Annotated in this window: 27 protein-coding genes and 1 tRNA gene; 16 read left to right on the top strand and 12 right to left on the bottom strand. The window is 36.0% G+C overall.

All coding sequences use genetic code 11. The features are described 5' to 3' along the window. The first annotated feature begins 6 nt into the window (after positions 1-6). From G415_RS0103820 to G415_RS0103750, 15 genes are all read left to right on the top strand, one after another. The gene (locus tag G415_RS0103820) at positions 7-609 is read left to right on the top strand and encodes a LemA family protein (RefSeq protein WP_022670267.1); all 603 of its coding nucleotides are present in this window, start codon (positions 7-9) and stop codon (positions 607-609) included. Continuing rightward, on the top strand, positions 591-1,928 hold the full coding sequence (locus G415_RS0103815; RefSeq protein WP_022670266.1) for a M16 family metallopeptidase: 1,338 nt from the start codon (positions 591-593) through the stop codon (positions 1,926-1,928). Before G415_RS0103820 ends, G415_RS0103815 begins: the two co-directional genes overlap by 19 nt. Continuing rightward, positions 1,925-3,262 (top strand): M16 family metallopeptidase, encoded by a 1,338-nt coding sequence (locus tag G415_RS0103810; RefSeq protein WP_022670265.1) that lies wholly within the window; start codon positions 1,925-1,927, stop codon positions 3,260-3,262. Before G415_RS0103815 ends, G415_RS0103810 begins: the two co-directional genes overlap by 4 nt. Beyond that, on the top strand, positions 3,249-4,088 hold the full coding sequence (gene xerA, locus G415_RS0103805; protein WP_022670264.1) for a site-specific tyrosine recombinase/integron integrase: 840 nt from the start codon (positions 3,249-3,251) through the stop codon (positions 4,086-4,088). Before G415_RS0103810 ends, xerA begins: the two co-directional genes overlap by 14 nt. Further along, positions 4,085-4,723, top strand: a complete 639-nt coding sequence (gene ispD / locus G415_RS0103800) for a 2-C-methyl-D-erythritol 4-phosphate cytidylyltransferase (RefSeq protein ID WP_022670263.1) — start codon at positions 4,085-4,087, stop codon at positions 4,721-4,723. The genes xerA and ispD overlap by 4 nt, the downstream gene beginning before the upstream one ends. Beyond that, positions 4,708-5,202 (top strand): 2-C-methyl-D-erythritol 2,4-cyclodiphosphate synthase, encoded by a 495-nt coding sequence (ispF, locus tag G415_RS0103795; RefSeq protein ID WP_022670262.1) that lies wholly within the window; start codon positions 4,708-4,710, stop codon positions 5,200-5,202. The genes ispD and ispF overlap by 16 nt, the downstream gene beginning before the upstream one ends. Continuing rightward, complete coding sequence (locus G415_RS0103790; protein ID WP_022670261.1) at positions 5,186-5,407, top strand: DUF2905 domain-containing protein; 222 nt, start codon at positions 5,186-5,188, stop codon at positions 5,405-5,407. Before ispF ends, G415_RS0103790 begins: the two co-directional genes overlap by 17 nt. Positions 5,408-5,418: 11 nt before the next feature. Next, entirely contained in the window at positions 5,419-5,721 is a 303-nt protein-coding gene (gene yajC, locus G415_RS0103785; RefSeq protein ID WP_022670260.1) for a preprotein translocase subunit YajC, read from the top strand. Between the two features lie 16 nt (positions 5,722-5,737). Next, a complete protein-coding gene (gene secD / locus G415_RS0103780; protein WP_022670259.1) occupies positions 5,738-7,342 on the top strand; it encodes a protein translocase subunit SecD in 1,605 nt (534 codons plus the stop codon). 9 nt (positions 7,343-7,351) lie between these two features. Then, positions 7,352-8,326 (top strand): protein translocase subunit SecF, encoded by a 975-nt coding sequence (gene secF, locus G415_RS0103775; protein WP_022670258.1) that lies wholly within the window; start codon positions 7,352-7,354, stop codon positions 8,324-8,326. A 182-nt stretch (positions 8,327-8,508) separates the two neighbouring features. Next, positions 8,509-11,034: a [protein-PII] uridylyltransferase family protein gene (locus G415_RS0103770; RefSeq protein ID WP_022670257.1), complete on the top strand. Its 2,526-nt coding sequence runs from the start codon at positions 8,509-8,511 to the stop codon at positions 11,032-11,034. Then, positions 11,015-11,548, top strand: a complete 534-nt coding sequence (locus G415_RS0103765) for a Maf family protein (protein ID WP_022670256.1) — start codon at positions 11,015-11,017, stop codon at positions 11,546-11,548. The genes G415_RS0103770 and G415_RS0103765 overlap by 20 nt, the downstream gene beginning before the upstream one ends. A 62-nt stretch (positions 11,549-11,610) precedes the next feature. Then, positions 11,611-13,506 (top strand): SurA N-terminal domain-containing protein, encoded by a 1,896-nt coding sequence (locus tag G415_RS0103760; protein ID WP_022670255.1) that lies wholly within the window; start codon positions 11,611-11,613, stop codon positions 13,504-13,506. Beyond that, positions 13,503-14,156, top strand: a complete 654-nt coding sequence (locus tag G415_RS0103755) for an endonuclease III domain-containing protein (protein ID WP_022670254.1) — start codon at positions 13,503-13,505, stop codon at positions 14,154-14,156. Before G415_RS0103760 ends, G415_RS0103755 begins: the two co-directional genes overlap by 4 nt. Next, positions 14,147-14,482 (top strand): hypothetical protein, encoded by a 336-nt coding sequence (locus tag G415_RS0103750; protein WP_022670253.1) that lies wholly within the window; start codon positions 14,147-14,149, stop codon positions 14,480-14,482. Before G415_RS0103755 ends, G415_RS0103750 begins: the two co-directional genes overlap by 10 nt. On the opposite strand, the gene G415_RS0103745 is transcribed toward G415_RS0103750, so the two are convergent. The 9 genes from G415_RS0103745 to G415_RS09720 are packed head-to-tail and all read right to left on the bottom strand — an operon-like array spanning position 14,472 to position 21,976. Then, positions 14,472-15,647: an RtcB family protein gene (locus G415_RS0103745; protein ID WP_022670252.1), complete on the bottom strand. Its 1,176-nt coding sequence runs from the start codon at positions 15,645-15,647 to the stop codon at positions 14,472-14,474. The genes G415_RS0103750 and G415_RS0103745 overlap by 11 nt on opposite strands. Further along, positions 15,635-16,588, bottom strand: a complete 954-nt coding sequence (locus G415_RS0103740; protein WP_022670251.1) for a glycosyltransferase family 9 protein — start codon at positions 16,586-16,588, stop codon at positions 15,635-15,637. The genes G415_RS0103745 and G415_RS0103740 overlap by 13 nt, the downstream gene beginning before the upstream one ends. Then, a complete protein-coding gene (waaF, locus tag G415_RS0103735) occupies positions 16,585-17,598 on the bottom strand; it encodes a lipopolysaccharide heptosyltransferase II (protein WP_022670250.1) in 1,014 nt (337 codons plus the stop codon). The genes G415_RS0103740 and waaF overlap by 4 nt, the downstream gene beginning before the upstream one ends. Before the next feature lie 45 nt (positions 17,599-17,643). After that, complete coding sequence (locus tag G415_RS0103730) at positions 17,644-18,399, bottom strand: ABC transporter permease (protein WP_022670249.1); 756 nt, start codon at positions 18,397-18,399, stop codon at positions 17,644-17,646. Beyond that, positions 18,389-19,324, bottom strand: a complete 936-nt coding sequence (locus tag G415_RS09725; RefSeq protein WP_022670248.1) for an ATP-binding cassette domain-containing protein — start codon at positions 19,322-19,324, stop codon at positions 18,389-18,391. The genes G415_RS0103730 and G415_RS09725 overlap by 11 nt, the downstream gene beginning before the upstream one ends. Further along, positions 19,321-20,289 (bottom strand): tungstate ABC transporter substrate-binding protein WtpA, encoded by a 969-nt coding sequence (gene wtpA / locus G415_RS0103720; RefSeq protein ID WP_022670247.1) that lies wholly within the window; start codon positions 20,287-20,289, stop codon positions 19,321-19,323. The genes G415_RS09725 and wtpA overlap by 4 nt, the downstream gene beginning before the upstream one ends. A 1-nt stretch (position 20,290) precedes the next feature. After that, positions 20,291-21,007, bottom strand: a complete 717-nt coding sequence (locus G415_RS0103715; RefSeq protein WP_022670246.1) for a methyltransferase domain-containing protein — start codon at positions 21,005-21,007, stop codon at positions 20,291-20,293. Positions 21,008-21,041: 34 nt separating this feature from the next. Further along, a complete protein-coding gene (locus G415_RS0103710) occupies positions 21,042-21,713 on the bottom strand; it encodes a HesA/MoeB/ThiF family protein (protein ID WP_022670245.1) in 672 nt (223 codons plus the stop codon). After that, positions 21,710-21,976 carry a MoaD/ThiS family protein gene (locus G415_RS09720; RefSeq protein ID WP_022670244.1) on the bottom strand — a complete coding sequence of 89 codons (267 nt, stop codon included), beginning with the start codon at positions 21,974-21,976 and terminating at the stop codon, positions 21,710-21,712. Before G415_RS09720 ends, G415_RS0103710 begins: the two co-directional genes overlap by 4 nt. Before the next feature lie 93 nt (positions 21,977-22,069). On the opposite strand from G415_RS09720, the gene G415_RS0103700 reads away from it, so the two are divergent. Then, positions 22,070-22,154, top strand: a tRNA-Leu gene (locus tag G415_RS0103700). Here G415_RS0103700 and G415_RS0103695 read toward each other — a convergent pair. From G415_RS0103695 to G415_RS0103685, 3 genes are read right to left on the bottom strand one after another with little or no spacing between them, the layout of a single operon-like run. Then, the gene (locus G415_RS0103695; protein ID WP_022670243.1) at positions 22,155-22,535 is read right to left on the bottom strand and encodes an HIT family protein; all 381 of its coding nucleotides are present in this window, start codon (positions 22,533-22,535) and stop codon (positions 22,155-22,157) included. Beyond that, positions 22,528-22,818: a DUF134 domain-containing protein gene (locus tag G415_RS09715; RefSeq protein WP_022670242.1), complete on the bottom strand. Its 291-nt coding sequence runs from the start codon at positions 22,816-22,818 to the stop codon at positions 22,528-22,530. Before G415_RS09715 ends, G415_RS0103695 begins: the two co-directional genes overlap by 8 nt. A 46-nt stretch (positions 22,819-22,864) precedes the next feature. Continuing rightward, the gene (locus G415_RS0103685; protein WP_022670241.1) at positions 22,865-24,748 is read right to left on the bottom strand and encodes an oxidoreductase; all 1,884 of its coding nucleotides are present in this window, start codon (positions 24,746-24,748) and stop codon (positions 22,865-22,867) included. Positions 24,749-24,754: the final 6 nt, after the last annotated feature.

Below are 24,754 nucleotides of genomic sequence, written 5' to 3'. Positions count from 1 at the left end.
AAACCAATGAAAAGTGTTCTTGCCGTTATCTGGGTTATTCTCTTTATCGTCATAATGGTTGGCCTTTATTACTATTCAACATACAATAATCTTTCGAAAACAAATGCAGATATTGAGAAGAAGTGGGAAACTTTAAACTTGTATCTTAATGATAAAGCTGAAATTTTAATGAAAATAAAGGATTTTATGGTAAATGCCAACAGTGATAACAATACGCAGGACTTTAGCTTTTTGGATAGTGCCGTTAAAGTTCTTAAGTCTGCCAAAACAAAGCAGGAGAAGATAAAGGCGGCAGATGAGCTTGAAAAGGCTGCATCTAAATTGCTGAGCATGGTAGAGAATTACCCGCAGTTGAAGGTTAATGACAAGTTTACGCAAATGTTGACTAAACTTGAAAATATTGATAATAAAATTGAAAAAGCAAAGGCGGAATACAACAGCCTCGTTAAGGATTTTAATAAAAGGTTGAATAAGTTTCCGTTGAATTTGATTGCTTCTAAGATGGGATTTAAGGTAAAAAAACTGTTTAGCTTTAAAAGTGCAACAAAGGAAAAGCAAAGACGGAATTTAACTCTTTGGGAGATTGAAAAATGCGCAAAATTTTCTTAGCTGTTTTGGTGATTTTTCTGATACCTGCTTTTTCGTTTGCAGGTTTTAAACATTACAAACTGAAAAACGGGTTGAATGTTTATATAGAAGAGAATCACGCACTTCCTATAGTAAATATTACTATTTTGTATAAGGTTGGATGCGTCGATGAGTATAACTCTATAACAGGCATATCGCACATGCTTGAGCATATGAACTTCAGAGGTTCAAAGCACTTTCCCGATGGTTATATAGATAGATTGACATCAAGGTATGGTGGTATAAACAACGCTCAGACATCGTTTGATTACACTGTTTATTTTGCAACAATTCAGAAAAAGGCTTTAAAGGATGTGCTTGGCTTTTTTGCGGATAATATGAATAATCTTCTGCTTGAGAAGAGTAAATTTCTAAAAGAGAGAAGCGTTGTTTATCAGGAGAGACTTTGGCGTATAGATAATTCGGCTGATGGGTTTTTGTATTTCACTCTTCACAATATGGCATATAAGGCTTCGCCTTACAGATGGACTCCTATCGGTTTTGCATACGACATTCAACACTATACGATTGACGAGCTAAGAAGTTATTATGAAAAATACTATGCTCCTAATAACGCTGTGCTTGTTGTATCGGGAGATTTGAATACAACAAAAACGATAGCAATGATAAAAAAACTATTTAGAGATAAAAAACCAAAGAGAATTGTAAGGCGTATAACGAAAGAGCCTGCACAAAACGGCAGAAGGATAGCTTATATATCCAAGCCTTCACAATTTAGAAAAATAGCCGTAGGATTTAAGATACCTTCTGTTTATAGCCACGATACACCCGTTTTGGATTTGATAAGTTACATTCTATTTGATGGTAAAACGGCTCTTGCATACAATGATTTGGTAAGGGATAAGAAAATATTTGCAGATATAGATGGTGGAAATGAAGAAAGGGTTTGGGATAAAGGGTTGTTTGAGATTTTTGGTGATATAGAGAAGGGTATAAGTTTTAAACAGGCACGAGAATCTATATTGAAAGAGCTTAATAAAATTAAAAGCGGTAGGTTTGACCCAAGACTTCTTGAGATGGCAAAGCAGAAGGCTAAGATGGATTATCTGCTTTCTGAAGAGACTTTGAGAAGCAAAGATATGAATAAGGCGTTTTATGCTGCTTTTGGTTTAGATGATTATTACGAAAATTATCTTAAGATTATTGATAAAATCACAATAAAGGATGTGGAAAGGGTGGCAGAAAAATATTTTATAGAAGAGCATGAGACAGATGTTTATCTTGTGCCTTCTAAGGGTAAAATCTTTAACAATCCTAAGTTTAAGGGAAGTTTGAGATGATGAGAAAATTGATTTTTGCTGTTTTGTTTGTGATACTCTCTCTGCAGTTATCCCATGCTTCGAATCTAATAGAAGGGAAGTTGAAAAATGGGCTTGCGTATAGGATATATTTAAAATCAAACCTGCCTATTGTTGGTGTAAATATAAAAGTCAAAGCTGGAAGTGTTTTTGACCCTAAGGGTAAGTTTGGCCTTGCCTATGTTGTGGGTCATTCTCTTGAGAATTGCGACACACCTATGTTAACGGCTGAAAAACTGAGAGAGATGTTTGATAAATATGGAATAGAAAGTTCTGTGAGAGTTAGTAAAGGGTTCATAGATATAAATTTTGTTGGTTTAAGTGAGAATCTGGATAGGATTTTCTGCATTATTAATGAGATTATGAACAGTAAGTTTGATGAGAAAGGCATAGATTTTGTAAGAAGGGATGCTTTAAACAGCGTCTATTCTTTAAAAAACGACAAAGATTATCTCTCTATACATGCTGCTTTTGTTGGTTTGATTAAACAGAAGTCTATAAATCACACATCAATTGGAGAGATAAGCACTTTGCAGAAGATAAAAAGAGACGATGTTGTTAGGTTTTTTAAAACTTATTTTAAGCCAAACAATATGGTTATATCAATAAGCGGTGGCGGTTTTGACCCAAAAGAAGCGATAGAAGAGATAGAGCTTTATTTTTCGAAGTTAAAGGAAGGCAAAAACGAAGAATTTGAAAAACCTATCTTTAGAAAAGGCCTGCACATAAGCGACATAATAAAACCGCAGACAAAACAGAGCTATATCTATTTTGCATTCCCTTCGTTTGGGTGCTGCTTAAAAGAATACTATGCGACCCTTATTCTTGGGCGTATTTTGGGTGGTGGACTTGATTCTGTCCTGATGAAAGATATAAGGACAAAACACGGTTATGCCTATTCGTCTTTTGCTTTTAATTATAGGCTTCCGAAGGGTGGTGTTTTTGTGATAGGTTTGCAAACGGAGAATAAATTTACACTGAAGGCGATAGAAAGGGTATTTACTGATATAAAAGGGATTGATAAATTTATAACGCCAAAGAGTGTTGCATTGGCTAAGGATTACTTCAGTGGAAGCATACCAATTTCACTTCAGCGTCCAGAAGCTATAGCTGCTTACCTTTCTGATGCCTATTTCAAAGGCATAAACTCTTTACCGTGGATTCACTTTGAAAAAAAGATAAAAGATATTAGTGTTGATGATGTAAAAAGTGTTGCACATAAAATCTTTAGTGGCTCTGTCTCAATTGGTATAGTAAGTTATAAAGATTTCAGCCAGAAGATAGAAGAGATAGCAAGGCAGTATGGATATAGATAGCCTTATAGATAGGTTTATCTTTAGCCTGCAGACTAAGGGCTTTTCTGAGAATACGATAAGCAGCTATGCTGCAGATTTAAAAGAGTTCTCTAAATTCTTCTCAAAGCGTGATTTAACAAAGGATAACCTGATGGAGTTTATAGAAAATGTGCTTGTGAATAGATACAAGCCTTCAACAGTTAACAGGAAGCTCTCAAGCATTCGTGGCTTTTTAAAATTTCTTCTAAAGTATGGTCATACCGATATAGATTATTCAGATTTGAAGAACATAAAAACGAAAAGGGTTCCGCCTGATTATATACCGTTTGAAGTTATAAAAAAGGCTATAGGTGAAGATAGAGATGGGCTTATTGTAAGGCTTATGTATGCTTCTGGGTTAAGAATTAGCGAAATAGTTAATCTCAAGATATCTGACATTATGTTTGAGAGTGGTTTTGTAAAGGTTAAAGGCAAGGGCAATAAAGAGCGATTCGTTCCTGTTGATTTGAAGACAATAAATGCAATAAGGCATTACATAGAGAGTTTCAGAAAGCAGATAAAGGGATATGCAAACAGCGACTATCTGTTTATTTCTAATCGTGGTAAGCCGTTTAGCAGGCAGGGTTTGTGGAAAATAATAAAAAAGAGATTTAACAGGCTTGGATACAATATACATCCACACATGCTCAGACACATGTTTGCCACCCACATGATAGAGAATGGTGCGAATATCAGAGCTGTGCAGGAGATGTTGGGTCATGAGAATATAACGACAACCCAGATATACACTGATATTTCTGATAATGCAGTTGAAGATGCTTTTAGGAAGGCTGATATTTTGAAATGAGAGTGGTAAGTGTTATTGTTGCTGCAGGAAAAGGAGAGCGTTTTGGCTCAAAGAAGCAGTTTGAAAAGATAAACGGTAAAATGGTATTGGATTATAGTGTTGAGATTCTATCTGAGTTTGGTGAAGTTGTTATAGTTGCAAGCAAAGAAGATTTGGAATTTGTTAAGAGTTTTTATCCCCAAGCAACTGTTGTTGAAGGCGGAAAAGAGAGGATGCACTCTGTTTACAATGGACTTAAATCTATAAAGGATTGCGATATTGTTTTGATTCATGATGCAGCAAGGCCGTTAATCTATAGAGAAATGGTTAGTGCTGTTATTGATGCTGCAGGAGAGTTTTCAGCCGCAATACCTGTTATAGGGGCATTTGAGACACTAAAAAGAAAAAGAGACGGTTTTGTCGTTCAAACCATAGACAGAAGCAGCATTGTTATATCTCAAACACCGCAGGGATTTGAATTTAAAAAGCTTCTTAAAGCCTTAAATGAGTGTATTTTAAAGGGTGAGATATATACAGATGAGTCTGCTGTGTGGGAGAAGTATTACGGAGAAGTTAAAACTGTTGAAGGCAGCAGAAAAAATATTAAAATTACAACGAAAGAAGATTTGGAGCTTGTAAGGTGTCTTTTAGGATAGGCTTTGGATACGATGTGCATAAGTTTGGCAAGGGTAGGGATTTGATACTGGGTGGTGTTAATATAGATTATGAGCTTGGGCTTATAGGTCATTCTGATGCAGACTGTTTAACACATGCGATATGTGATGCCTTGATAGGTGCTTTAGGTTTTGGTGATATAGGAGAGCTTTTTCCCGATACGGACCCGAAGTATAAGGACATAAGGAGTCTGTTTTTCTTGCAGAGAATAAGAGATTTAATAGATGAAGCTGGCTTTGAGATAGAGAACATTGATGCAACTGTTGTGCTTCAGAAACCCAAACTGAAGCCTTACAAGAAAGCAATGGAGAAGAATATAGCAAAAGCTCTGAAAATAGAGCCAGAAATAGTAAATATAAAGGCTTCGACGACAGAGTTTTTGGGATTCGAAGGTAGAGGAGAAGGTATTTCAGCCTATGCAGTTGTCATGTTGAGGGAGGCCTATGAGCGAGTTTGGTAAGCTTCTTATAGGAATGGGCGTTTTACTTATTATAATAGGGCTGTTTTTCACATACTTTCCACAGATTACAAAGATTCCCTTTGGTAAACTACCGGGTGATATAGTGATTAAAAGAGATAACTTTACTTTTTACTTTCCACTTGCAAGCAGCATTATTTTGAGTATAATCCTTACGGTTATTTTTTACTTTTTAGGAAGAAGGTAGGAGGAGATTTTATGTTATCCTTTGTAAATGTGGCTTATGCAGCTGCTCAAACAGAACATCCGTCAATGATTGCACAGCTTGTTCCATTAATTTTAATTGTCGTTGTTTTTTATGTATTTTTAATTTTACCACAGCAGAAACAAAGAAAGAAACATCAGGAATTTATCAACTCTTTAAAAAGGGGAGATAAAATTATCACTTCAAGCGGTATCTATGGAACAATTGTTAAAGTCGGTGATAACGATTTCACAATTGAGATAGCTGACGGTGTTCAAATTAAAGTAACAAAGAGCAGCGTTGCTGCAAAACAGTAGGAAAGGTTTTTAGAAAATGAAGTCGTCAACTTTGATAAAACTTATCACTGTTTTGATTGTTGTTGCAATCTTTGGCTCGTATGCTTTACCAACATTAATTGGCAAGAAGAATGCAAAGTATTTCTCTGAACTTGTGGGTGGTTTTCTGCCAACAAATACTATTAACTTGGGTTTAGACTTAAAAGGCGGAATGCACCTTGTTTTGGGTGTGGAGACAGACAAGGCTGTGTTTGCCGTTTTATCAAGGGCTGCCAATAATCTTCAGCAGCAACTCACAAACGCTAAGATAGCAGCAGACCAGGTTGTCCCATCAACTCAAAACGGTTATATTATAAAAATTCATCTTGTAGATAATTCTGATTTAAACAGAGCATTGAACCTTATAACAGCAAACTATCCAAACTATGTCGTTGTATCTGACAGTAATCCGATAGTTATAAAACTTAAAGATAAGATTGTTCAGCACATAAAAAGAGAAGCAGTTCAACAAGCTATAAGTGTTATAAGAAACAGGGTTAATCAGTTTGGTGTTACAGAACCAACTGTTGTTCAAGCAGGAGAAGATCACATTGTTGTTGATTTACCAGGTATTAAGAATGCAAACAGGGCAGTAAGACTGCTTGGTGAGACAGCAAGGCTCGAGCTTCATCTTGTTGACGATAGTGTAAATGTCGCAGATGCTTTAAGTGGTAATTTACCCGAAGACGATGAGATTTTGTATGAGATAAAACACAACCCGACTACCGGTGAAATAACAAAAATACCTATTGTTGTTAAAAAGGAACCAGTTATAACAGGTGATATGATAACAAACGCTTCGGTTAGATTTGACAATCTCAATAGGCCGTATGTTGCCTTCGAATTAAACTCCGAAGGCGCGAAAATATTTGCCAAATTTACAGCTACCCATATAGGAAAAAGATTAGCTATAGTTTTAGATAATGTAGTTTACTCAGCGCCTGTAATTCAAAGTGCTATAACAGGCGGCAGTGGACAAATAACGGGTAATTTTACACTTGAAGAAGCACACGATTTGGCTTTGGTTTTAAGGAGCGGCTCTTTGCCTGCACCTGTTAAGATACTTCAAAAGGTTACAATAGGACCATCCTTAGGTAAGTTGTCTATTGAAAAAGGTAAGAAAGCAATGATATTTGGTGCGATTATCGTTGTGCTATTTATGATATTCTATTACCGGCTCTCGGGTCTGCTTGCAGATGTTGCTATGGCTTTGAACATATTGATTATATTAGGTGCTATGGTGATGCTTAATGCAACTTTGACGCTACCTGGACTTGCAGGAATAGCTTTAACTGTTGGAATGTCTGTTGATGCAAATGTTCTTATTTATGAGCGCATTAGGGAAGAATTGCTTATTGGTCGAAGTGTTCATGACGCTGTAAATACGGGTTATTCACGGGCATTTATAACAATCTTAGATGCTAACATAACAACTTTAATTGTTGCTTTAATTCTTTATCAGTTTGGCAGCGGCCCTGTTAAAGGTTTTGGTATAACTATGGCAATAGGTTTGTTGGCTAATATATTTACTGCTGTAACATTTACGAAGATGGTATTTGAGATAGTGCTCGATAAATTCAAACCACAAAGGTTGAGTATTTAGGAGACTGGTATGATTCAAATTGTCAAGCCAAATGTTTTTATAGACTTTGTTTCTAAGTTTAAGATAGCTATTTCTATTTCTATTCTGTTGATAATTATAGGTATAGGAAACCTAATAGTAAAAGGTCCTAAATTTGGCATAGAGTTTAAAGGTGGAACATCTATACAGGTTGAGTTTGACAAGCCCATTAATGTTGCTCAACTTAGGGATGCAATAAAGAGCGATAAAATTTTTACTGATTCTCGTATTCAAAATATAGGTAACAGTAATAGAAGATTTATTATTTATACAAAGGTTTCAACATCATCAACAACAAGCAGTATAGAAGGAAAGCTAAAGAAGTTGTTAGATAAAAGATTTGGTAAAGGATATAAAATTTTAGAAGTAGATATGGTGGGTCCTAAGATAGGAAAAGAGTTTAGAGATAAGGGTATTATAGCCATTGTATTATCCTTGCTTGCTATTTTAATTTACATAAGCTTAAGATTTCAATATAGATTTGCGATTGGAGCTATTGTTGCTCTTGTTCACGATGTTCTGATAACAATAGGTTTTTTAAGTCTGTTTGGGTATGAGTTCACATTGGATGTTGTTGCAGCTATTTTGACGATTGTTGGTTATTCGGTTAACGACACAATAGTTATCTTTGACAGAATTAGGGAAAAAGTTAGAGAGAATAGAAAATTAAGCAGTGTTGAAGCAATAAATAAAGGCATAAGTGAAACACTTTCAAGAACTGTTCTAACCGCTGGAACTACTCTGTTTGTCGTAATTGCTCTTTATTTATTTGGTGGACACGCATTAAAGGGTATGTCGTTTGCATTGCTTGTTGGAATAATATCTGGAACATACTCATCAATTTTTATAGCTTCGCCAATATTGCTATTGTTTAAAGGCGAGCTTATGCCCGAGAAGAAGGAAGAAGATTCAACGGATAGATTTAAGCAAAGAATTGAGTTTGACATAAAACAAAGGGGTGGTTAAAAGTAACTCTCAAAGAGTTCATAGACCTTTTTGAAGATAAAAAGAGAGCCTTCAGGATTCTGCTCCATATCACATCGGAGTATAAGCTGTCCCATGAGTTTAAAACACTTTTTGATAGAATAGCCCAGCTCATCAAAGAGAGTGCCGACCCTGACAACGCCTTTTTATACTTTGATGATTTTTTGAAAAATAGTCCGTCAAAATCGACAATCCTTGAGCTACTTGTCTCTTTTAGGGTTGTTGGAGAAGTCCTGTTTGGTATATTCTCTCAATCTCATACATTATCCCTGTTTTTGATAAATAATCCTGAGTATATCTTTTGGCTTATAGAGACAGAGACATTATCAAAAAAGAAGACAAAACTTGAATATTACAAGGAAGCTGTTGAATTTTTAGACTCTTTACCTTTTCCAAAGAAGGAGTCGAAACTTAGACATTACAGAAAAAGAGAGTATTTAAGGATAGCAGCAAAAGAGATAATAAAAGCGTGCAGTTTCGAAGAGACTATGGAAGAGCTTTCCAATCTTGCCGATGCACTTGTTGAAGTTGCTGCTGATATGGCATTTGAAAAGTTAAAGAAAGAAGATTTGAAAGATGGTTTTGCCGTTATAGGATTGGGTAAATTGGGTAATAAAGAGCTAAACTTCTCTTCGGATATAGACATTATGTTTGTACATAGAGAAGAAGATAAATCTGACATATACAACAGAATAGCATCTCTAATTGTGAATATTTTAAATCAGAATAAGGAAGGTGGTTTTGTATTTAGGGTTGATACAAGGCTAAGACCGAATGGGGCATATTCGCCGCTTTCTCTGTCGATAGAAGAGTATGAGAATTACTATGCGACATTTGGTCAAGTTTGGGAGAAGCTTGCTTTGATAAAGGCAAGGTGTGTGGCTGGAAGTAGTAAATTGGGTGATGAATTCTTAAAAGTTGTTGAACCGTTCGTATTTAAAAGAACCATAGACATTGAATACATAGACGAAATTAGACGGTTAATGTTTAAAATACATAAGTCGTCTAAAGGGACAGAAGGCATCATACCGCAGGAAAAACAGGACATAAAAAAAGGGAAGGGCGGAATAAGAGAAATAGAGTTTGTTCTCAATTACTTTCAGCTTCTATACGGTGGAAAAGTCAAGCAGCTAAGAAAAGTAAGGACAATAGATGGTTTAAAGCTTCTTGCTGAACTTGGTTTGTTGAAGGCTGAAGAGAGTAATTTTTTGTCAGATGCCTATCTGTTCTTTAGAAGGATGGAGCATAAAATTCAGTTGTTGAACGAGCAACAGACACAGAATTTGCCGACGGATGAGAAGTCTTTGAAGGCTTTGGCTAAAAAGCTGAATATGGAGTTAAATGAGTTTGTTTCTAAGTATCTCAGTTATACGGATAGGGTGCATGAGATTTTTAGAAGCATCTTTATTGTTGACAAGGGCGTGCCTGTTTTTAGCACAGCGGATGATATTGAAGGTTTTTTAAAAGAGTTTGGTATAGATGATGCAAAAACCGTTGCTTTGAATATAGAAGAGAGTCTAAAGAAGTTTAAGGCAACGGATATGAAACCAGACGAGATTCAAAGCATTTTTGATTTTGCTTTTGAATTTACAAAGGATATCGGCAGATTTGATAGGGTTGTTGCTGGATTTGGCAAGATAGACCCTATATACATAAAGACGATATTCAAAAACAGAAAGCTGTTTGAACTGTTCTTAAAACTTTTATCAATAGACTATGCAGAGAAGTTTATAAAGTATCCTTCACTATTGGATAGTCTTGTTGCACCGTTAGAGCTTGGGTTTGACTCTTTGGATAAAAAAGAGAAGGAAAGGCTCGAATTTGAGATAATATTGAAGCTTTTAACAGACTCTTATAGACACGAAGACCTTGTTATAACAACGGAGTTTGCAAGGGCATTGATAAGGAAAGTTTCGTCTGAGTTTGATTCAAATGGTGGTCTTACGGTTTTGGGATATGGAAAGCTTGCAACAGGTGAGCTGTTTGTTGGAAGTGATTTGGATATCGTATTTGTAAGCAAAAATCAGCCTTATATGTATGAGCCTATTGTAAGAAGAATAACAAAAGAGTTAAAAAGTTTTTATGAGATAGATTTAAGGCTAAGGCCGTTTGGGGATAAAGGAACACTTGTTTGTGATGTTGATTATTTGAAGAAGTATTTTGATAAGGATGCTCAGAGCTGGGAGAAACAGGCTGCTCAGCGTTCTGTTGTTGTCTATTCGGGTTTTGAAGATGATGAGCTTAGAAAAATTATAAAAGAGTTTGTTTTGAATAGGCCGCCTTCTAAATGCGAGATATTCTGTATGCTTAAAAAAATCGTGGAGAATAAGGGTGTTGGTTTTGATATAAAAAGTTCGTTTGGTGGATTGACTACGATAGACTTTTTTGTTCAATCCCTATCCTTTGAAAATGAGTGCGCAGATATTGGTTCTGGCACGCTCAAGCTTATAGAGAAATTGAAGAAGAAAGACATAAAAGGGCTTGAAGAGATTGAAGATACTTACAGATTTCTCTTTAAGGTTTTGAATACGGCAAGGATTGCTGGTCTATCTTCAAAACTGAATGAGCAGGGCATAAAGTTGGTAGAATTTCTTTTGAGTGAAGATAGTCTAAAGCTTAAGATAGACTCTAAATTTAAAAGGGTGTCGGATTTTGTAAGGAGTTATTTTGATGATTGTTCTTGCGACTAAATCGCAAGCAAGAAGAAGACTTTTGAAGAAGTGTAAAAGGAATGCAATTATAACGGTATCGAATATAGACGAGAAGCGCTTTGTTGGAGAGAGTATAGTGGAGTATCTGCTAAGGGTTAGTTTTTTAAAGGCTTTGAGCGTAAAGAGAAAAAATCAGATTGTAATAGGTGCTGATACGGTTATATATTTTGATGGAAGGGTGATAGGCAAACCAAAGGATAGAGAAGAAGCCTACCAGATACTCTCGATGCTTTCTGGAAAGATTCATCAGGTTTATACGGGTGTAAGTGTGATAAGTGATAAGTGGTGCGAAAGGTTTGTTGAAGTTGCAAGCGTTAAAGTTGATAAATTAACAGAAGATGAGATAAATAGTTACCTTGATACAAACGAATATATGGGAAGAGCTGCAGGTTATGCAATTCAGGGCAGAGCCAGACACTTCATGCACCTTATAGAAGGAGACATAACAACCGTTATAGGTTTGCCCATGAAGAGACTTTGCAAGATTATTTGATAGATTGAAAATCAAAATGTATAATTTGCCGTATTTCTATTACAGAAGAGTAGGGGGTTTGTATGCTTGACTTTTTGAGAAAAAACATAAAGAAGTTTGCTATTTTGTTGTGGATTGCAGCAGCAGCTTTCATAATTGGTGGTGCATATCTATTTGTTAGAGGCCCATTTACTATGGGCAGTAATACAGCCATTGAAGTGGGGGATATAAAGATAAGCATTCCAGAGTATGAAAAAACATACAACGATATATACAAGTTTTATATACAACTGATTAGCCAACTAAAGGGCGGAAATATAACGGAAGAAGACATAAAGAAACTCAATATAAAACAGAAAACAATAGATATGCTTATCGAAAGGGCACTTCTAATTGAAGAAGCAAAAAGGGAAGGTATAAAGGTCACAGATGAAGATGTGATAAAGGCTATTCAGTCAAATCCAGCCTTCTTTGTAAACGGCAAGTTTTCAAAAGAGAAGTATCTTGCACTTCTTAAGGCAAACAACATAAACCCAAAGGAGTATGAAGAGAGTTTAAAAACTTCGCTTTATATAACTAAATTGAAAGAAAAGCTGTTTAAGAATGTAAAAATTACGGATAAAGAAGTAAAAAAGTTTTTTGATAAGAATTATTCCAAAGTGAATATAGAGTTTGTTGTATTCAATTGGAAGGATTTTGAAAAAAGCATAAAAGTTAATGATAAAGAGCTTAAAAAATACTACCTTTTGCATAAAGAGAAATACAGAGTGCCGACAATGGTTAAGTTTGAGTATATAGCTGTTCCGTTGAGTTATGTTGAGAAGAAAGTAAAGGTATCAGATGAAGAAGCCAAAAAGTTCTATGAAGAGCATAAATCCTATTTTAAAGTTCCACTAAGAATAAGGGTTGCCCATATTCTGTTTGCCAAAAAGGATAACCAGACAGATGAAGAGCTCAAGCAAGAAGCTGAAAGGGTGTATAAACTTTTGAAGGATAAGAAAATAACCTTCAAAGAAGCCGTTAAGGAATATTCGGCTGATAAACTTACAAAAAATGTTGGCGGCGATTTGGGGTATATTACAAAAAATATGGTTATAGACAGCTTCTGGAATGCTATTGTTAAACTGAAAAAAGGCGAGATATCCAAACCATTCAAAACAAAGTTTGGCTATCATATAGCTTTAATTGAAGATATTAAAGAACCATTTATCAGACCGTTTGATAAAGTTAAAAAGGATATAATCAATTATCTTAAAGAAACAAAAGCGAAAAAGATTTGGTTTGTTGAAGCGGATAAAATATTTGTTAAAATTAGAGACTCTAAAGAGAGTCTAAAAAAGGCAGCCAAAGAATACGGACTAAAACTTAAAGAGAGTCCATTTATCTCTTTGAAGAATCCAAAGCAGCCGTTTACTGAAGCTATGATTCAAAATGCTATACTTGCTCAGAAGGGCAAACTATTTGGGCCTGATTTGTCTTCGGAAGGATACCTTATATACAAACTTGTTGATAAGAAGCCTTCGTATATACCAAAGTTTGAGCAGGTTAAAGATAAAGTAAAAAAGGATTATATAGAAGAGCAGGCAAAAAAACTGGCTTATGAGAAAGCAAAAGAGATTCTAAAACTTGCAAAAGAAGAGAAAAGCTTAGAGAAAGTAGCCAAAGAGAAGAAGCTAAAGATAAAAACAGTCAAAAATATGACGAAGCTTACGCCGACAAAAAAGTTTGCTTGTTCTTTTAATGAGAAGGCTATTGAAGATATATTTTCTCACGACAAAGGGTATCTCAATCTATGTAAAACAGATGGTAATGTGTATGTTTATCAAATAACAGACAAGATATTCGACAAGAAAGAGTTTGAAAAACTAAAAGATAGTATAAAACAGCAGCTCCTTGCCCAGAAAGAAGATGAGATACTTTCCAATCTAATAGAGAAGCTGAAGAGAGAAACAAAAATTAAGATAAATCCGAAATTATGAAGAAGGAAGATATAGACGAAGTTGTAAGGATTTTAAAAGAAGCGTATAAAAGCTTTAAAGAACCTGTAGTAACGGAAGTTGCAAAGGATAAAGACCCGTATAAGGTGCTTGTCTCGACAGTCTTAAGCTTAAGAACAAAAGACGAGACAACAAAAGAAGCGTCTTTAAGGCTGTTTGAGAGAGCACCTGATATATTTACACTCAAACAGCTGAAGCAGGAAGAGATAGAAAAGCTAATATACCCTGTCGGTTTTTATAAAACAAAGGCAAAGAATCTAAAGAAGATTGCCCAGATAATAGTTGATGAGTATGACGGTGTTGTGCCGTCGAATCTGAACGATTTACTTAAACTTCCTAATGTTGGATTAAAAACGGCGAATCTTGTGCTTGCAAAGGGATACAACATACCTGCAATCTGTGTTGACATACATGTTCACAGAATCTCGAACAGACTTGGTCTTGTAAAAACAAAGGCACCAGAAGAAACAGAAGTTGCTCTTTCAAATATTCTTCCAAAAAAATATTGGATAGAGTTTAACGATTTACTTGTCCCATTTGGCCAAAATATATGCAGACCGACTTCTCCGTTCTGTTCAAAATGCCCGATATACGATTTCTGCGACAGAGTGGGCGTTCAAAAATGGAGATAGAAAAGAACAGAGAGTTAGAAGAGTATATAAAGAAGGGTAGGTGGCTTGCCTGGTTATCATACTTTGGACTTCTTATGATAATTCCCGCCGTTATTCATAAAGACAACCCTTTTGTTGTATATCATGTCAAGCAGGGATTGGTACTTACGATAACAAACTTGGTTTCCGCATTTATTCTCTTTATACCCGATGTAGGCAAAGCGCTTGACCTGTTTGTTAGTGTATTTTTAATGTTTCTTACAATTACAGGCATTATAAACGCTATAACGGGCAAGATAAAACCGCTTCCCGTGATTGGAAAGATAGCAGAGAATCTCAACCTTTAACAACAGCCAATGGAGAAAGTTCAACCTTAGGTTCTATTAAATCCAACTGGTTATTTATTACTTCGTTTATATTTTTATAGGCGCTTGGTGCTTCGTCTAAGTCTCTTTTTGAGCGTATAGAGTGGATAATACCGAGTTTGTTGAGTTTTTCCACTTCTTCTTTCAAGGATAAACTTTTTCTTGCTTTATGTCTGCTTAAAACCCGTCCAGCACCGTGCGAGCAACTTTTGAAGCTTTCAGGATTACCCAAACCTTTGACTATGTAAGATTTAGAACCTTGAGAGCCTGGAATTATACCTATCTCTCCTTCGAATGCCCTTGTTGCTCCCTTTCTGTGAACCCATACATCTTTTCCAAAGTGTTTCTCTTTTGCTGCATAATTGTGAATAACATCATACTCTTCCAATACGATATCACTTTTTCTTAGCACAACTTCGAATATTGCTTTTATTCTTTCGGCCATCAGTGTCCTGTTTGCTTTTGCGTATTTTATGCAGAAGTTCATCTCTTCAAGATAGTCTTTACCTTCTTTTGTCTCTATAGGTAAATAGAATAACTCATAGGATGGTGGAACGGGATAATTCCACGATGCGTTAAGGTTTTTTGCTACTTTGTTGTAATGGTCTGCAACCTGTTTGCCCAAGTTTCTGCTGCCTGAGTGTATCATGAACCATATATGTCCATCACTCCCCTTTTGAATTTCGATAAAATGATTGCCGCCACCAAGAGTGCCAAGCGAATACAAAGCGTTATCATACTCTTTGAATGTTATGAAGTGTTTTGGCAATTTTACTTTGGGTTTCGGCATTAGGTTTTTATCTTGAGCTGTTTTATGTTTCTCAAATCCTAAGGGTATGGCTTCTTTAATCAGTTTTACTATTGCTGCAAGCTCGTTTCTCTTTATATCTTCAAAAATCGTTTTGACTGCATGCATACCGCAGCCTATGTCAACGCCTACGGCATGTGGGATTAGCGTATCTTCAAGTGCAACAACGGCACCTATAGGCATACCAAACCCTTCATGAACATCGGGCATTATTGCAACATGACTAAAGGCAAATGGCAGGTTAGATAGGTTTATAGCCTGTTTGAGTGCACCTTCTTCTATGTTTTCTGTCCACATTTTTATAGGTATTCTGCCCTTTTTAATAACTAATTTAACCATTGCATAACCGCATTATAGACTTCTTCTGGTTTTATCTCTTTTAGGCATTTTAATGTGCCGTTTGGGCATCTATCTGAACCGTGAAGAGAACATGGTCTGCATGGTAAATCCTTCTCAAGCACAATCACATCTCTCTTTGGGTAAAATCCAAATCCTTTAACCGTAGGCCCAAAAATGGCAACGGTTGGTATGTTTAAAGCATTGGCAAGGTGCATCAAAGCAGAGTCGTTTGAGATGAATACCTTACATGCCGTCATTTTCTCTGCCGTCTCTTTTATTGATAACTTGCCTGCAAATGATTCAACCCTATCCAATCCTTCGGCTATAAAGTTTGCCACCTGCTCTTCTTCTTTAGAACCAAATATATAGACATAAAAGCCTTTCTCTGTTAGCATTTTTGCAACTTCTCTGTAATACTCTTTTGGCCACATCTTTGTATGCCATTTTGCACCCGGTGCAATGCCGATTACTGTTTTATCTGTTTTGCTTTTTTTGACTTTGATATAGGGTTTTGCTTGAGAGTTTTCCTGATTTATAAGTTTTAGCTGCTCTTGAATATTATCTCTGCTTTCTCTTTCAAATATCTTTGTGATACTTTTTAGCTTTAAAACAAGTGCGTATCTATAAATCGTATTCTTGTTTACCCGTTTTATGCAGGCTGGGTTGAGAATATTGCATAAAGCAGTGCTTCTTAGATTTTTATGTAAATCAAATATACAGTGGACCTTGCCTATCCTTTTTGCAAAATTGGTTATGCTTTCACTTTTTTTTAGTCCTATTAATCTGTCTATATATGGCTGTTCTTCTAAAATCTCTTTAAACTCTTCCTTTGTTGCATAGATAATTTCACCATTTGGATAAATCTCTTTAAGTTTTTTTACAAATGCCGTTGTTTGTATTATATCTCCTAAGGATGAAAACCTTATAACAAGAAACTTCATAATAGCTCTAACGCAGCGTTAATTACCGTTTCTGGTTTTATATCTCTCATGCATTTGAAATGTTTTTGCGAACAAGAAACACTTCCATGCTTTCCACATGGTCTGCATGGTAGGTCAACCTGGACAATCTTATGCTTTTCGCTCAAGGGATAAAAACCAAACTCTGGCACTGTTGGGCCATATATCTCAATCGTTGGCGTGTTAAATGCACTTGCTATATGCACTGGTGCAGAGTCGTTGCTTATTAGAAGTTTTGCCCAAGCTATGAGATAAAACAGGTCTTTTATGCGTGTTTTACCTGCCAAATCGACAATTCTTTTGTTTTCACCCTTAACAAAACTGCAAATCTCTTTATCCTTCTCTGTGCCGATTAGGATTACCCTGTATCCTTTCTTGCTGAGCTCTTCTGCTGTTTCTTTGAAATACTCTTTTGGCCATCTCTTCGTAGGCCAGACAGATGATGGGCTTATCACAACAACTTTATCTGTTGAGCTTATGTCGTTTGCTTCAAAGATGCCTTCTATAAAACGCTTGTTCTCTTCAGACCAGTATAGCCTTATCTCTCTTACGATGTTGTTAAAGTTAAAAGGCTCAAGGAGTCTTAGGTTTTTATCGACTTCATGAATATTCTTTGGCCTTTTTATGCGGTGTGTATATAGAAAGCTTGCTTCTGCATCCTTAAACCCTATTCTCTTTTTTACGCCACTTAAAAAAGAGATTACGGCCGTTCTAAAGCTTCTGTGCGGTGATATGATAGAGTCAAACCTGTATTCTTTAATTGTTTTTATGATTTTTGCAAAACCAACAATCCCGTTATCTTCGCCATGTTTATCATACGGTATTATTACATCAACCTTTGGATTTAAAGAGAAAACTTCAACATTTGCCGGTATGACAATAACACCTATAAATGCATCTTTCTGGTTTGCCTTTATTGTCTCTATGATTGGCTCTGTAAGTATTGCATCGCCCAAGAAGGCAGTCTGAATAATCAGATAACGACCAGACATCTTTAAATAATATCAAAAAAGCTACTGTGTTTTCAATTAAATTGGTTACCTATTAATAAACCTTGCTATTGTGAAGATTGCTAAAGAGACAAGAATTAAAATTGTTGTCACTGGAAGGGCATAGGTTAGGCCGAAAGATGTGAATCTGTCGTATATCATTACTGTTGCAGTCATAGGGTGATAGGCTATTATAACAATTGCACCAAACTCGCCTATGCCTCTGCCCCACATGAGAAGTGCTCCGTTGATTATGTCTTTTTTTGCAAGTGGCAGGGTTATGCTGAAGAATGTGGATATATCACCTGCGCCGAGTGTTTTTGCTGCGTGTTCTAACCTTACATCTACCTTCTTGAAGCCTTCTTTTGCTGCGTCTATTAGATAGGGTGCTGATACGAACATCATTGCTATTGTTATACCTATAGGGTTATCTAAGATTGTTATGCCGATTTTTTTTAAAATCTCTCCGAAGTATCCATTTGCACCAAAACTCAACAGTAAAGCTATTCCCGCTGCGACATGCGGTATCATTATTGGTATGTCTATTATGCCTTCTGCCAAGCCCTTTAATGGGAAGTTGAACCTTGCGATTATATAGGCGAGTGGAATGCCAGTTAAAAGAACGATTGTTGTTGACAGTAGTGAGAGTGTTATGGTTAGCAATATAGAATTTATTATAGATTTGTCTTTCAGGGATAATATAAGTTCATTGATTGGCAAGCCTGTTAATATATTTAACACAGGAACAACGAGGAAAAGAAGTATGATGATGGCAAATATCCAAAACAATATTTTAACTTTCATCAAGCCACATCATATCACTTTTATTAAAACCGATTAGGACTTCTCCTTCAATTTGTTTATCCGAAAATGCTGTTATGTTGTTTTCTGTTTTTATCTTGAAACCGTTTCTCGTTGGTCTTGTGGTTTTTACTTTGGATTTAAGGATTATGTCTGTTTTAAGGTTGTTTTTGCTTATTCTTACCTTGTAAGGGTCTATTGTAAACCATCTGCCATTTTTATCTTTTAGAATGTTTTTAAAGCTTAAGAATTCGGCTTCTCTTTTTGTTTTGGGTCTGTTTATTACCTTGAGTGTGTTTCCAAATCTTATAAGCTCACCTTTATCTAATATTGCTGTTTTATTTGAGAGTGTGTAAGCCTCTTTTATGTTGTGTGTAACATAGATTGTGGTTAATTCGTATCGTCTGTGTATAGATGTGATAAAATCTAAGAACGCTTCTCTGAATGAGAAATCAATGGAACTTAAGGGTTCGTCTAATAGGAGTAGCTTTGGTTTACTTATGAGTGCTCTTGCTATGGCAACTTTTTGTTTTTCTCCTCCTGATAATGTCTTTACATTGCGATTGAGCAATGGTTTTAAATCAAAAAACTCAATGAGTTCGTCAATCATGTTAGCATCTCTTTTAAAAAATCTTGTTGAAAATAGAATGTTCTCTTCAACACTCATATTGGGGAATAACATGGAATCTTGATAAACGATTGATATTTTTCTTTTTTGAATTGGCTTCTTTGTTATTTCTTCTCCTTCGAGATAAATTGAGCCTTTGGGTTTTTTAAAACCTGTTAAACATTCGAGAAGTGATGTTTTACCTGAACCTGTTCTGCCTAATACTGCTAAAAAATCACCTTTATCTATCTCAAAACTTATATTTTTAAGCTCAAAATTGCCCAGTTTTAGACTTAAATCTTTTACTGACAGAAAGCTCACTTTGAGTTTAGTATAGATGCATCACCTTCTATAATTGGTGGATTTATGATACCCTGACCACACTCTTTCATTATTTTCTGGCCTTCTTTTGATAAAATAAATTTCGCAAACAAGACAGCTCCTTTTTTGTTTGGTGGTGAATTAAAGTTTTGTGGAATTGTAAGGCCATAAATCATTGGAGCGCCTTTTTTGACTATGAACTGACCAGGTTTTTTGCCGCTGACCTTAAATGATACAGTTTTATAAAAATCTTCAAACTTTTTGCTTTTTAAAGATATTTCTGGTGGTAGTGTTATATATCTTAAATGATGTTGAATGGCGACAGACTTATAAAGAAAAATGTAATCTATGTAGTGCATCTGAAGAAGAGCTATCAAGTCTGTCTCTTTGGGTCTTACTATAACCTTTCCTTTTTTTTCAAAACCTGGTTTGTAATAGTCGGGATAGCCAAAGAGTTTTTTGAAAAATCCAGGAATATGATAGTATTTTTCAGCTAACTTAGCAACAAGCATAGCTCTATATCCGCAGGGGTCATCGTTAGGATTTGAGTGTCCAACAATGACATCTTTCTTTAGTAGGATTTTATACCAGTTTTTTGAGTTTATGATATTAGCATATCTTGATTTGTCTGTGAAAACTATTGCCATCTCGTTTGTTGCAAATAGAGCATTAAATTTTGCATTTCCCGTATCTATGAGCAGATTATTGATAACCGTATAATCAGCAGAACCCATAACATCGCAGGGTCTGTGTAAGTCTGCTATCTTTCTTGCTGCCATTCTTGAGCCACTTGCTTCTAAGACAACATGATACTCTGGATGAAGTTTTTCAAGCTCTTTTGCCATTTTTTTAAATGGCACAGAGAGACTTCCAGCATGGAATACGATAATATCCTTTTTGGCAAAAGCAGGAAGTGTAAATGCTAAAATAAAAACTAACACAAAACTGAAAAACCTTTTAAGCATCTTAACCTCCCAATCTTTGAAAGATAAATATACCTTTTTTATCGGTGTATGATACAACCTTACCGTCTTTTATCTCAACCTTGAGCTCGTTTTTAATATCCCTGTTTAGCTCTAAAAACGCATTTTCTATTCTATTGAATGTATCTTTGTCTGGCGAGAGTCTTGCTGCCCACTCTTCAAAATTATGCCTTTTAAAAATCGTGTGAAAACTTATAAGCCTAAAACCCTTTGCAAATGAGAGAATCTCTTCTACGGTATGGCTTTTGTAATGTGTTTTGTCCCTTATCTTCTCTATTCTGTTTAGCTCTTTATCGTCGATATCAACGATGCTGTCTATTAATACAAAAAAAGCTTTTAGTTTCAAAATTCTGTGCACTTCTTTGAAAAATTCAAAAGGTCTTCTAAAATGATGAAATGCTATCCTGCATGTTGCAATATCAAAACTATTGTCTTTGAAAGGCAAGTTCATAGCATCGCATCTTACAACTTGCTCAAATCCATAATGCTTTTTAGCAGTTTTAAGCATGTTTAAGCTTATATCACTTATCACTTTCGAATTGGCATCAAAAATGTTTGCAAAATGACCAGCACCAGATGCAATATCAAGCAACTTTTCAAACTTTAATCCTTTAAAATACACCCTAATAAACTCTAAATCTTCACCTACTCTATGGTCCGAACTTACAAGGTAATTCCAAGCGTTTTTGTCAAAACCCATGTTGAGTTTTTATACAACACATAAGATGAATTAGTCAATCGATAGATAACGGAATCTTTGATAACGAAAAATCGCTTAGGTTTGCTACAAGAAGAGTGTTTTTGAGTTTGGGCTTTAACAGAATACAGTTTATTATTTCTTCTGCCATCAGTGTTCCAACGAAGAATACAGCAGGTGTACTGACGGCTATTTCTTCTTTTTCTTTTAAACCAAAGTATAGTTCCTTTAATTTTACCGTTTCCTTCTTTTTTATTGTTGTTATTTGTCCGTATGAATTTTCAACACTTCCATGGACTAAAAATTGATGCTCTTTTATGATGTTTTCAAGTGAATATCTTGAAGAGTAGTTATCCAAACAATCTGCAACTACACTAACTGTTTCCAAAAAATCAAGGTTATCATTTTGTATATCAACCATATAAGATTCGATCTTAGATGTTCTTATTTTAATAAGCTTTTCTTTTGCTGCAGCTACTTTCTTTTTCCCTATGTCGAAATAGTCATACAAAAGTTGTCTTCCTATATCTGGTTCGTCCACTATACCTTTATCTAAAAGTTTTATTTTTCCCACGCCCATTCTCGTTAGGATGTCAGCTACAACACATCCAAGACCGCCGACTCCGCATACTGCAACTTCTGAATTTTTTATCTTATTTACCGATTCTTTACCGAAAAATTGAATATTTCTAAAAAATATTTTTCTCATCCGCCGCCAGCCGAAGGGAATATGTCTATTATGTCTGAGTCGCTTATCTCTGTTGAGAAACAGTTTAGTTGGTGAAAATTTTTGCCATTTATTAGTATTAAGGTGCTCTCATTGTTTATTAAATCGTTGACGAAGTGCTTATTTATCTCTTTCTCTGCTTTTCTTAGAATTTGCATAAGGTCCATGTTTTTGCTTATTTTTATATCTATGTTATCCGTATTTAGTTTTTCTCTTAGTAAAGTGTAAAATCTCAATTTTGCCATGAAATGCCTCCTTTTTTGAAAATACAAAAAAACAGGATAAATTTCAAAATAAATTGACATTTGTAGTAAGGTTTTATATAAAATTTCCGCTTTGCGAGCGTGGCGGAATTGGTAGACGCGCCAGACTTAGGATCTGGTGCCGCAAGGCGTGGGAGTTCGAGTCTCCCCGCTCGCACCATTAAGAGAAGGGATATCGCATCTTTGATGGTATAACCCCCCTTACGCCACCTGTTGGGTTGTCAATATCACCTTTGTATCGCGGTATAAGATGGACATGTAGGTGCATTACGGTTTGGCCTGCATATTTTCCTATATTGACACCAACATTATAACCATCGGGTTTAAATTCACCATCTAAGTATGCTTTTGCTTCTTTTAAAAGTGAGAAAATTGCCTTTATTTCTTTTTCTGTTGCATCAAATAGGCTCTCTATGTGTCTGTATGGAATAATAAGCATATGCCCTTTATTGACGGGATATTTATCAAAAATCGCATAACATAACTCATTTTTTAAAATAACATTGAGTTCTTCATACTTACAAAATATGCAGCTATTCATCTTCGATGTGCTCTTCTATCTCTATGGCTTTAGAATGAATTAACGCTTCTGCAATCTTTTGATGTGCTCTCTCTATGATACGCGAAAATGTTGGTCTTGATACATTCATTAGTTGGCTTGCATCCTGTTGATACATGCCTTCTAAATCTGCAAGCCTAATGGCTTCAAGCTCATCATAGGTTAGAGTAACCTTATCAAGGTTGTATCGTGGCATTCCGCATGGTTTAAAACAAACCTTTCCAAATCTATATCCTATTCTTGCTCTTTTTCTTCTTCTTGGCATGGCTGTTTAGGAGGAAAGGGAAGGCTTTAGCCTTCCCTTTGATGTTTTAATACTTTGCAACGACATTATAAGCCTGTTGCGTTGCTTCGTAAATGTCTGCGACTTTGTTTGCATCGCCTATAAGTTCGACATGCTCAAACTTATCTTTTATCTCTTCATACAGCTTCTGATTCGGTCTTGTTCCAATGCAGGTTATTACAAGGTCAAACTTACCGATATTCTCTTCATTTCCAGCTTTGTTTATTATGACACCATCGCTTGTAAATCTCTCAAGTCTTGCACCTGTAATTATCTTCGCCTTCGGGTTTGTTCTCAATCTGGCAAGCGTGAAATCTTCTGGCAACTCTTCAAGTATATCAACACCTACAACTTCTTCAAATCTATGTTTTAGAATCAAATCTTCCATTATCTCTCTTCCTATCAATCCAACGCCTAAAACGAGAGCCTTCTTTCCTTCCGGTTTGCTTAATTCAAAATATCCAAATGCATCAACGGCGTTTTCGTTTTCAATACCTTCAATCTTTGGAAGTGTAGATGTTGCACCTGTTGCAACGACGACAACATCAGGATTTAATGCCTTGATTTTCTCATAGTCTGCTTCTTCGTATTTTACTTCAACATTATGTCTCTTTAGGTCTTCAATCATAGAATTAAGCGGCCTTCTCATTGAGTCTTTGAATGGTGGCAAGACGGCAAGGTTGAACTGGCCACCAAGCTTGTTTTTCTCAAACAGAACGGCAGAATAACCTTTCTTTGCAGCATAGGTTGCAGCTGCCATTCCAGCAGGACCACCACCAACTACAACAAACTTAAGCTGCTTGTCGCTCTTTGTAAACTCATCCCTATTGATAAATGGATTGACAATACATCCAAGACCTATACCAGCCTTGACTTTTAGTAAGCATCCCTGCAGACATCCGCCACAGTAATAGATTTCGTCATCTCTGCCTTCTTCAAGTTTCTTTACGAATGCTTGGTCGCAGGCCAAAGACTTGCCAAGACCGATAAAATCAGCCCATCCTTCATTTAGAGCCTGCTGAATCTTCTCTTTGTTTGCCATTCTTCCGTCAACGATTACAGGCAGGTTTGTAAGTTTCTTGATAGATTTAAATGCTTCAATCTGCTTTTCAACAGGTGTAAATGCTGCAGAATAGTACCATGGCGGTGTATCACACGCATTACCCAAACCCACATGAATTGCAGCTGCACCGTATTTCTCTGCAAGCTCCAAGATTGGTTTATTGTCTTCTGGTGTAATTCCACCTTCAACAAACTCATTGCCTGCAATTCTTACAATTACATCCATTCCATTTGCATTCGAAAAGATCTCTTCAAACACCTGTTTTGCAAATAGTAGCTTGTCTTTGCCGTATTCGTCTGTTCTTTTGTTTGTTCTCTCTTTTAGGAATTGTGCTATAAGGTAGCCCATTCCAGCCTGCAGTTCAACAGCATCAAAACCGGCTAATTTTGCCCTTTTTGTTGCAACACCAAATGCTTTAATTATCTCTTTAATCTGCTCCTGCGTAAGTTCAAGCGGTGTCTGTTTTGTTGCTGGACACATAACTGCGCTTGGTGCCAAAGGTGGCTGACCGCTTGCCTTTGGGTTTGCTGCCCTTCCTGCGTGGTTAAGGTTTAGGCACGCCAAAGAGCCGTTTTTGTGTATTACATCCGTTATCTTTTTTAGTTCATCGACACAATAATCTTCATCGATACAGAGCTGTTTTGGATGTTCTCTTCCGCTTTTCAAAACTGCAACAGGTTCTGTGATAATTAATGCTATTCCGCCCTTTGCCACCTTTTCGTAAAACTTAAGATGCAGTTCGTTAACTTCTCCTTTTGGATTGCCATATGCTGTTTTAACAGGAGCCATGACGAATCGGTTTTTAAGGTTTAGACTGCCCATCTTTACAGCATCAAACATACCAACCATTTGGAA

It is taken from the genome of Hippea alviniae EP5-r (assembly GCF_000420385.1).
Classification (GTDB): Bacteria; Campylobacterota_A; Desulfurellia; order Desulfurellales; family Hippeaceae; genus Hippea; species Hippea alviniae.
Note: the sequence above shows the minus strand (reverse complement) of the source record. Positions and strands in the feature narration are given on the sequence as shown.

Excerpts from the sequence above, each read along its gene's own strand:
- G415_RS0103820 (WP_022670267.1), top strand. The coding sequence starts at position 7 with ATGAAAAGTGTTCTTGCCGTTATCTGGGTTATTCTCTTTATCGTCATA.
- G415_RS0103815 (WP_022670266.1), top strand. The coding sequence starts at position 591 with ATGCGCAAAATTTTCTTAGCTGTTTTGGTGATTTTTCTGATACCTGCT.
- G415_RS0103810 (WP_022670265.1), top strand. The coding sequence starts at position 1,925 with ATGATGAGAAAATTGATTTTTGCTGTTTTGTTTGTGATACTCTCTCTG.
- xerA (WP_022670264.1), top strand. The coding sequence starts at position 3,249 with ATGGATATAGATAGCCTTATAGATAGGTTTATCTTTAGCCTGCAGACT.
- ispD (WP_022670263.1), top strand. The coding sequence starts at position 4,085 with ATGAGAGTGGTAAGTGTTATTGTTGCTGCAGGAAAAGGAGAGCGTTTT.
- G415_RS0103790 (WP_022670261.1), top strand. The coding sequence starts at position 5,186 with ATGAGCGAGTTTGGTAAGCTTCTTATAGGAATGGGCGTTTTACTTATT.
- yajC (WP_022670260.1), top strand. The coding sequence starts at position 5,419 with ATGTTATCCTTTGTAAATGTGGCTTATGCAGCTGCTCAAACAGAACAT.
- secD (WP_022670259.1), top strand. The coding sequence starts at position 5,738 with ATGAAGTCGTCAACTTTGATAAAACTTATCACTGTTTTGATTGTTGTT.
- secF (WP_022670258.1), top strand. The coding sequence starts at position 7,352 with ATGATTCAAATTGTCAAGCCAAATGTTTTTATAGACTTTGTTTCTAAG.
- G415_RS0103765 (WP_022670256.1), top strand. The coding sequence starts at position 11,015 with ATGATTGTTCTTGCGACTAAATCGCAAGCAAGAAGAAGACTTTTGAAG.
- G415_RS0103760 (WP_022670255.1), top strand. The coding sequence starts at position 11,611 with ATGCTTGACTTTTTGAGAAAAAACATAAAGAAGTTTGCTATTTTGTTG.
- G415_RS0103755 (WP_022670254.1), top strand. The coding sequence starts at position 13,503 with ATGAAGAAGGAAGATATAGACGAAGTTGTAAGGATTTTAAAAGAAGCG.
- G415_RS0103750 (WP_022670253.1), top strand. The coding sequence starts at position 14,147 with ATGGAGATAGAAAAGAACAGAGAGTTAGAAGAGTATATAAAGAAGGGT.
- G415_RS0103745 (WP_022670252.1), bottom strand. The coding sequence starts at position 15,647 with ATGGTTAAATTAGTTATTAAAAAGGGCAGAATACCTATAAAAATGTGG.
- G415_RS0103740 (WP_022670251.1), bottom strand. The coding sequence starts at position 16,588 with ATGAAGTTTCTTGTTATAAGGTTTTCATCCTTAGGAGATATAATACAA.
- waaF (WP_022670250.1), bottom strand. The coding sequence starts at position 17,598 with ATGTCTGGTCGTTATCTGATTATTCAGACTGCCTTCTTGGGCGATGCA.
- G415_RS0103730 (WP_022670249.1), bottom strand. The coding sequence starts at position 18,399 with ATGAAAGTTAAAATATTGTTTTGGATATTTGCCATCATCATACTTCTT.
- wtpA (WP_022670247.1), bottom strand. The coding sequence starts at position 20,289 with ATGCTTAAAAGGTTTTTCAGTTTTGTGTTAGTTTTTATTTTAGCATTT.
- G415_RS0103715 (WP_022670246.1), bottom strand. The coding sequence starts at position 21,007 with ATGGGTTTTGACAAAAACGCTTGGAATTACCTTGTAAGTTCGGACCAT.
- G415_RS0103710 (WP_022670245.1), bottom strand. The coding sequence starts at position 21,713 with ATGAGAAAAATATTTTTTAGAAATATTCAATTTTTCGGTAAAGAATCG.
- G415_RS09720 (WP_022670244.1), bottom strand. The coding sequence starts at position 21,976 with ATGGCAAAATTGAGATTTTACACTTTACTAAGAGAAAAACTAAATACG.
- G415_RS0103695 (WP_022670243.1), bottom strand. The coding sequence starts at position 22,535 with ATGAATAGCTGCATATTTTGTAAGTATGAAGAACTCAATGTTATTTTA.
- G415_RS09715 (WP_022670242.1), bottom strand. The coding sequence starts at position 22,818 with ATGCCAAGAAGAAGAAAAAGAGCAAGAATAGGATATAGATTTGGAAAG.
- G415_RS0103685 (WP_022670241.1), bottom strand. The coding sequence starts at position 24,748 with ATGGTTGGTATGTTTGATGCTGTAAAGATGGGCAGTCTAAACCTTAAA.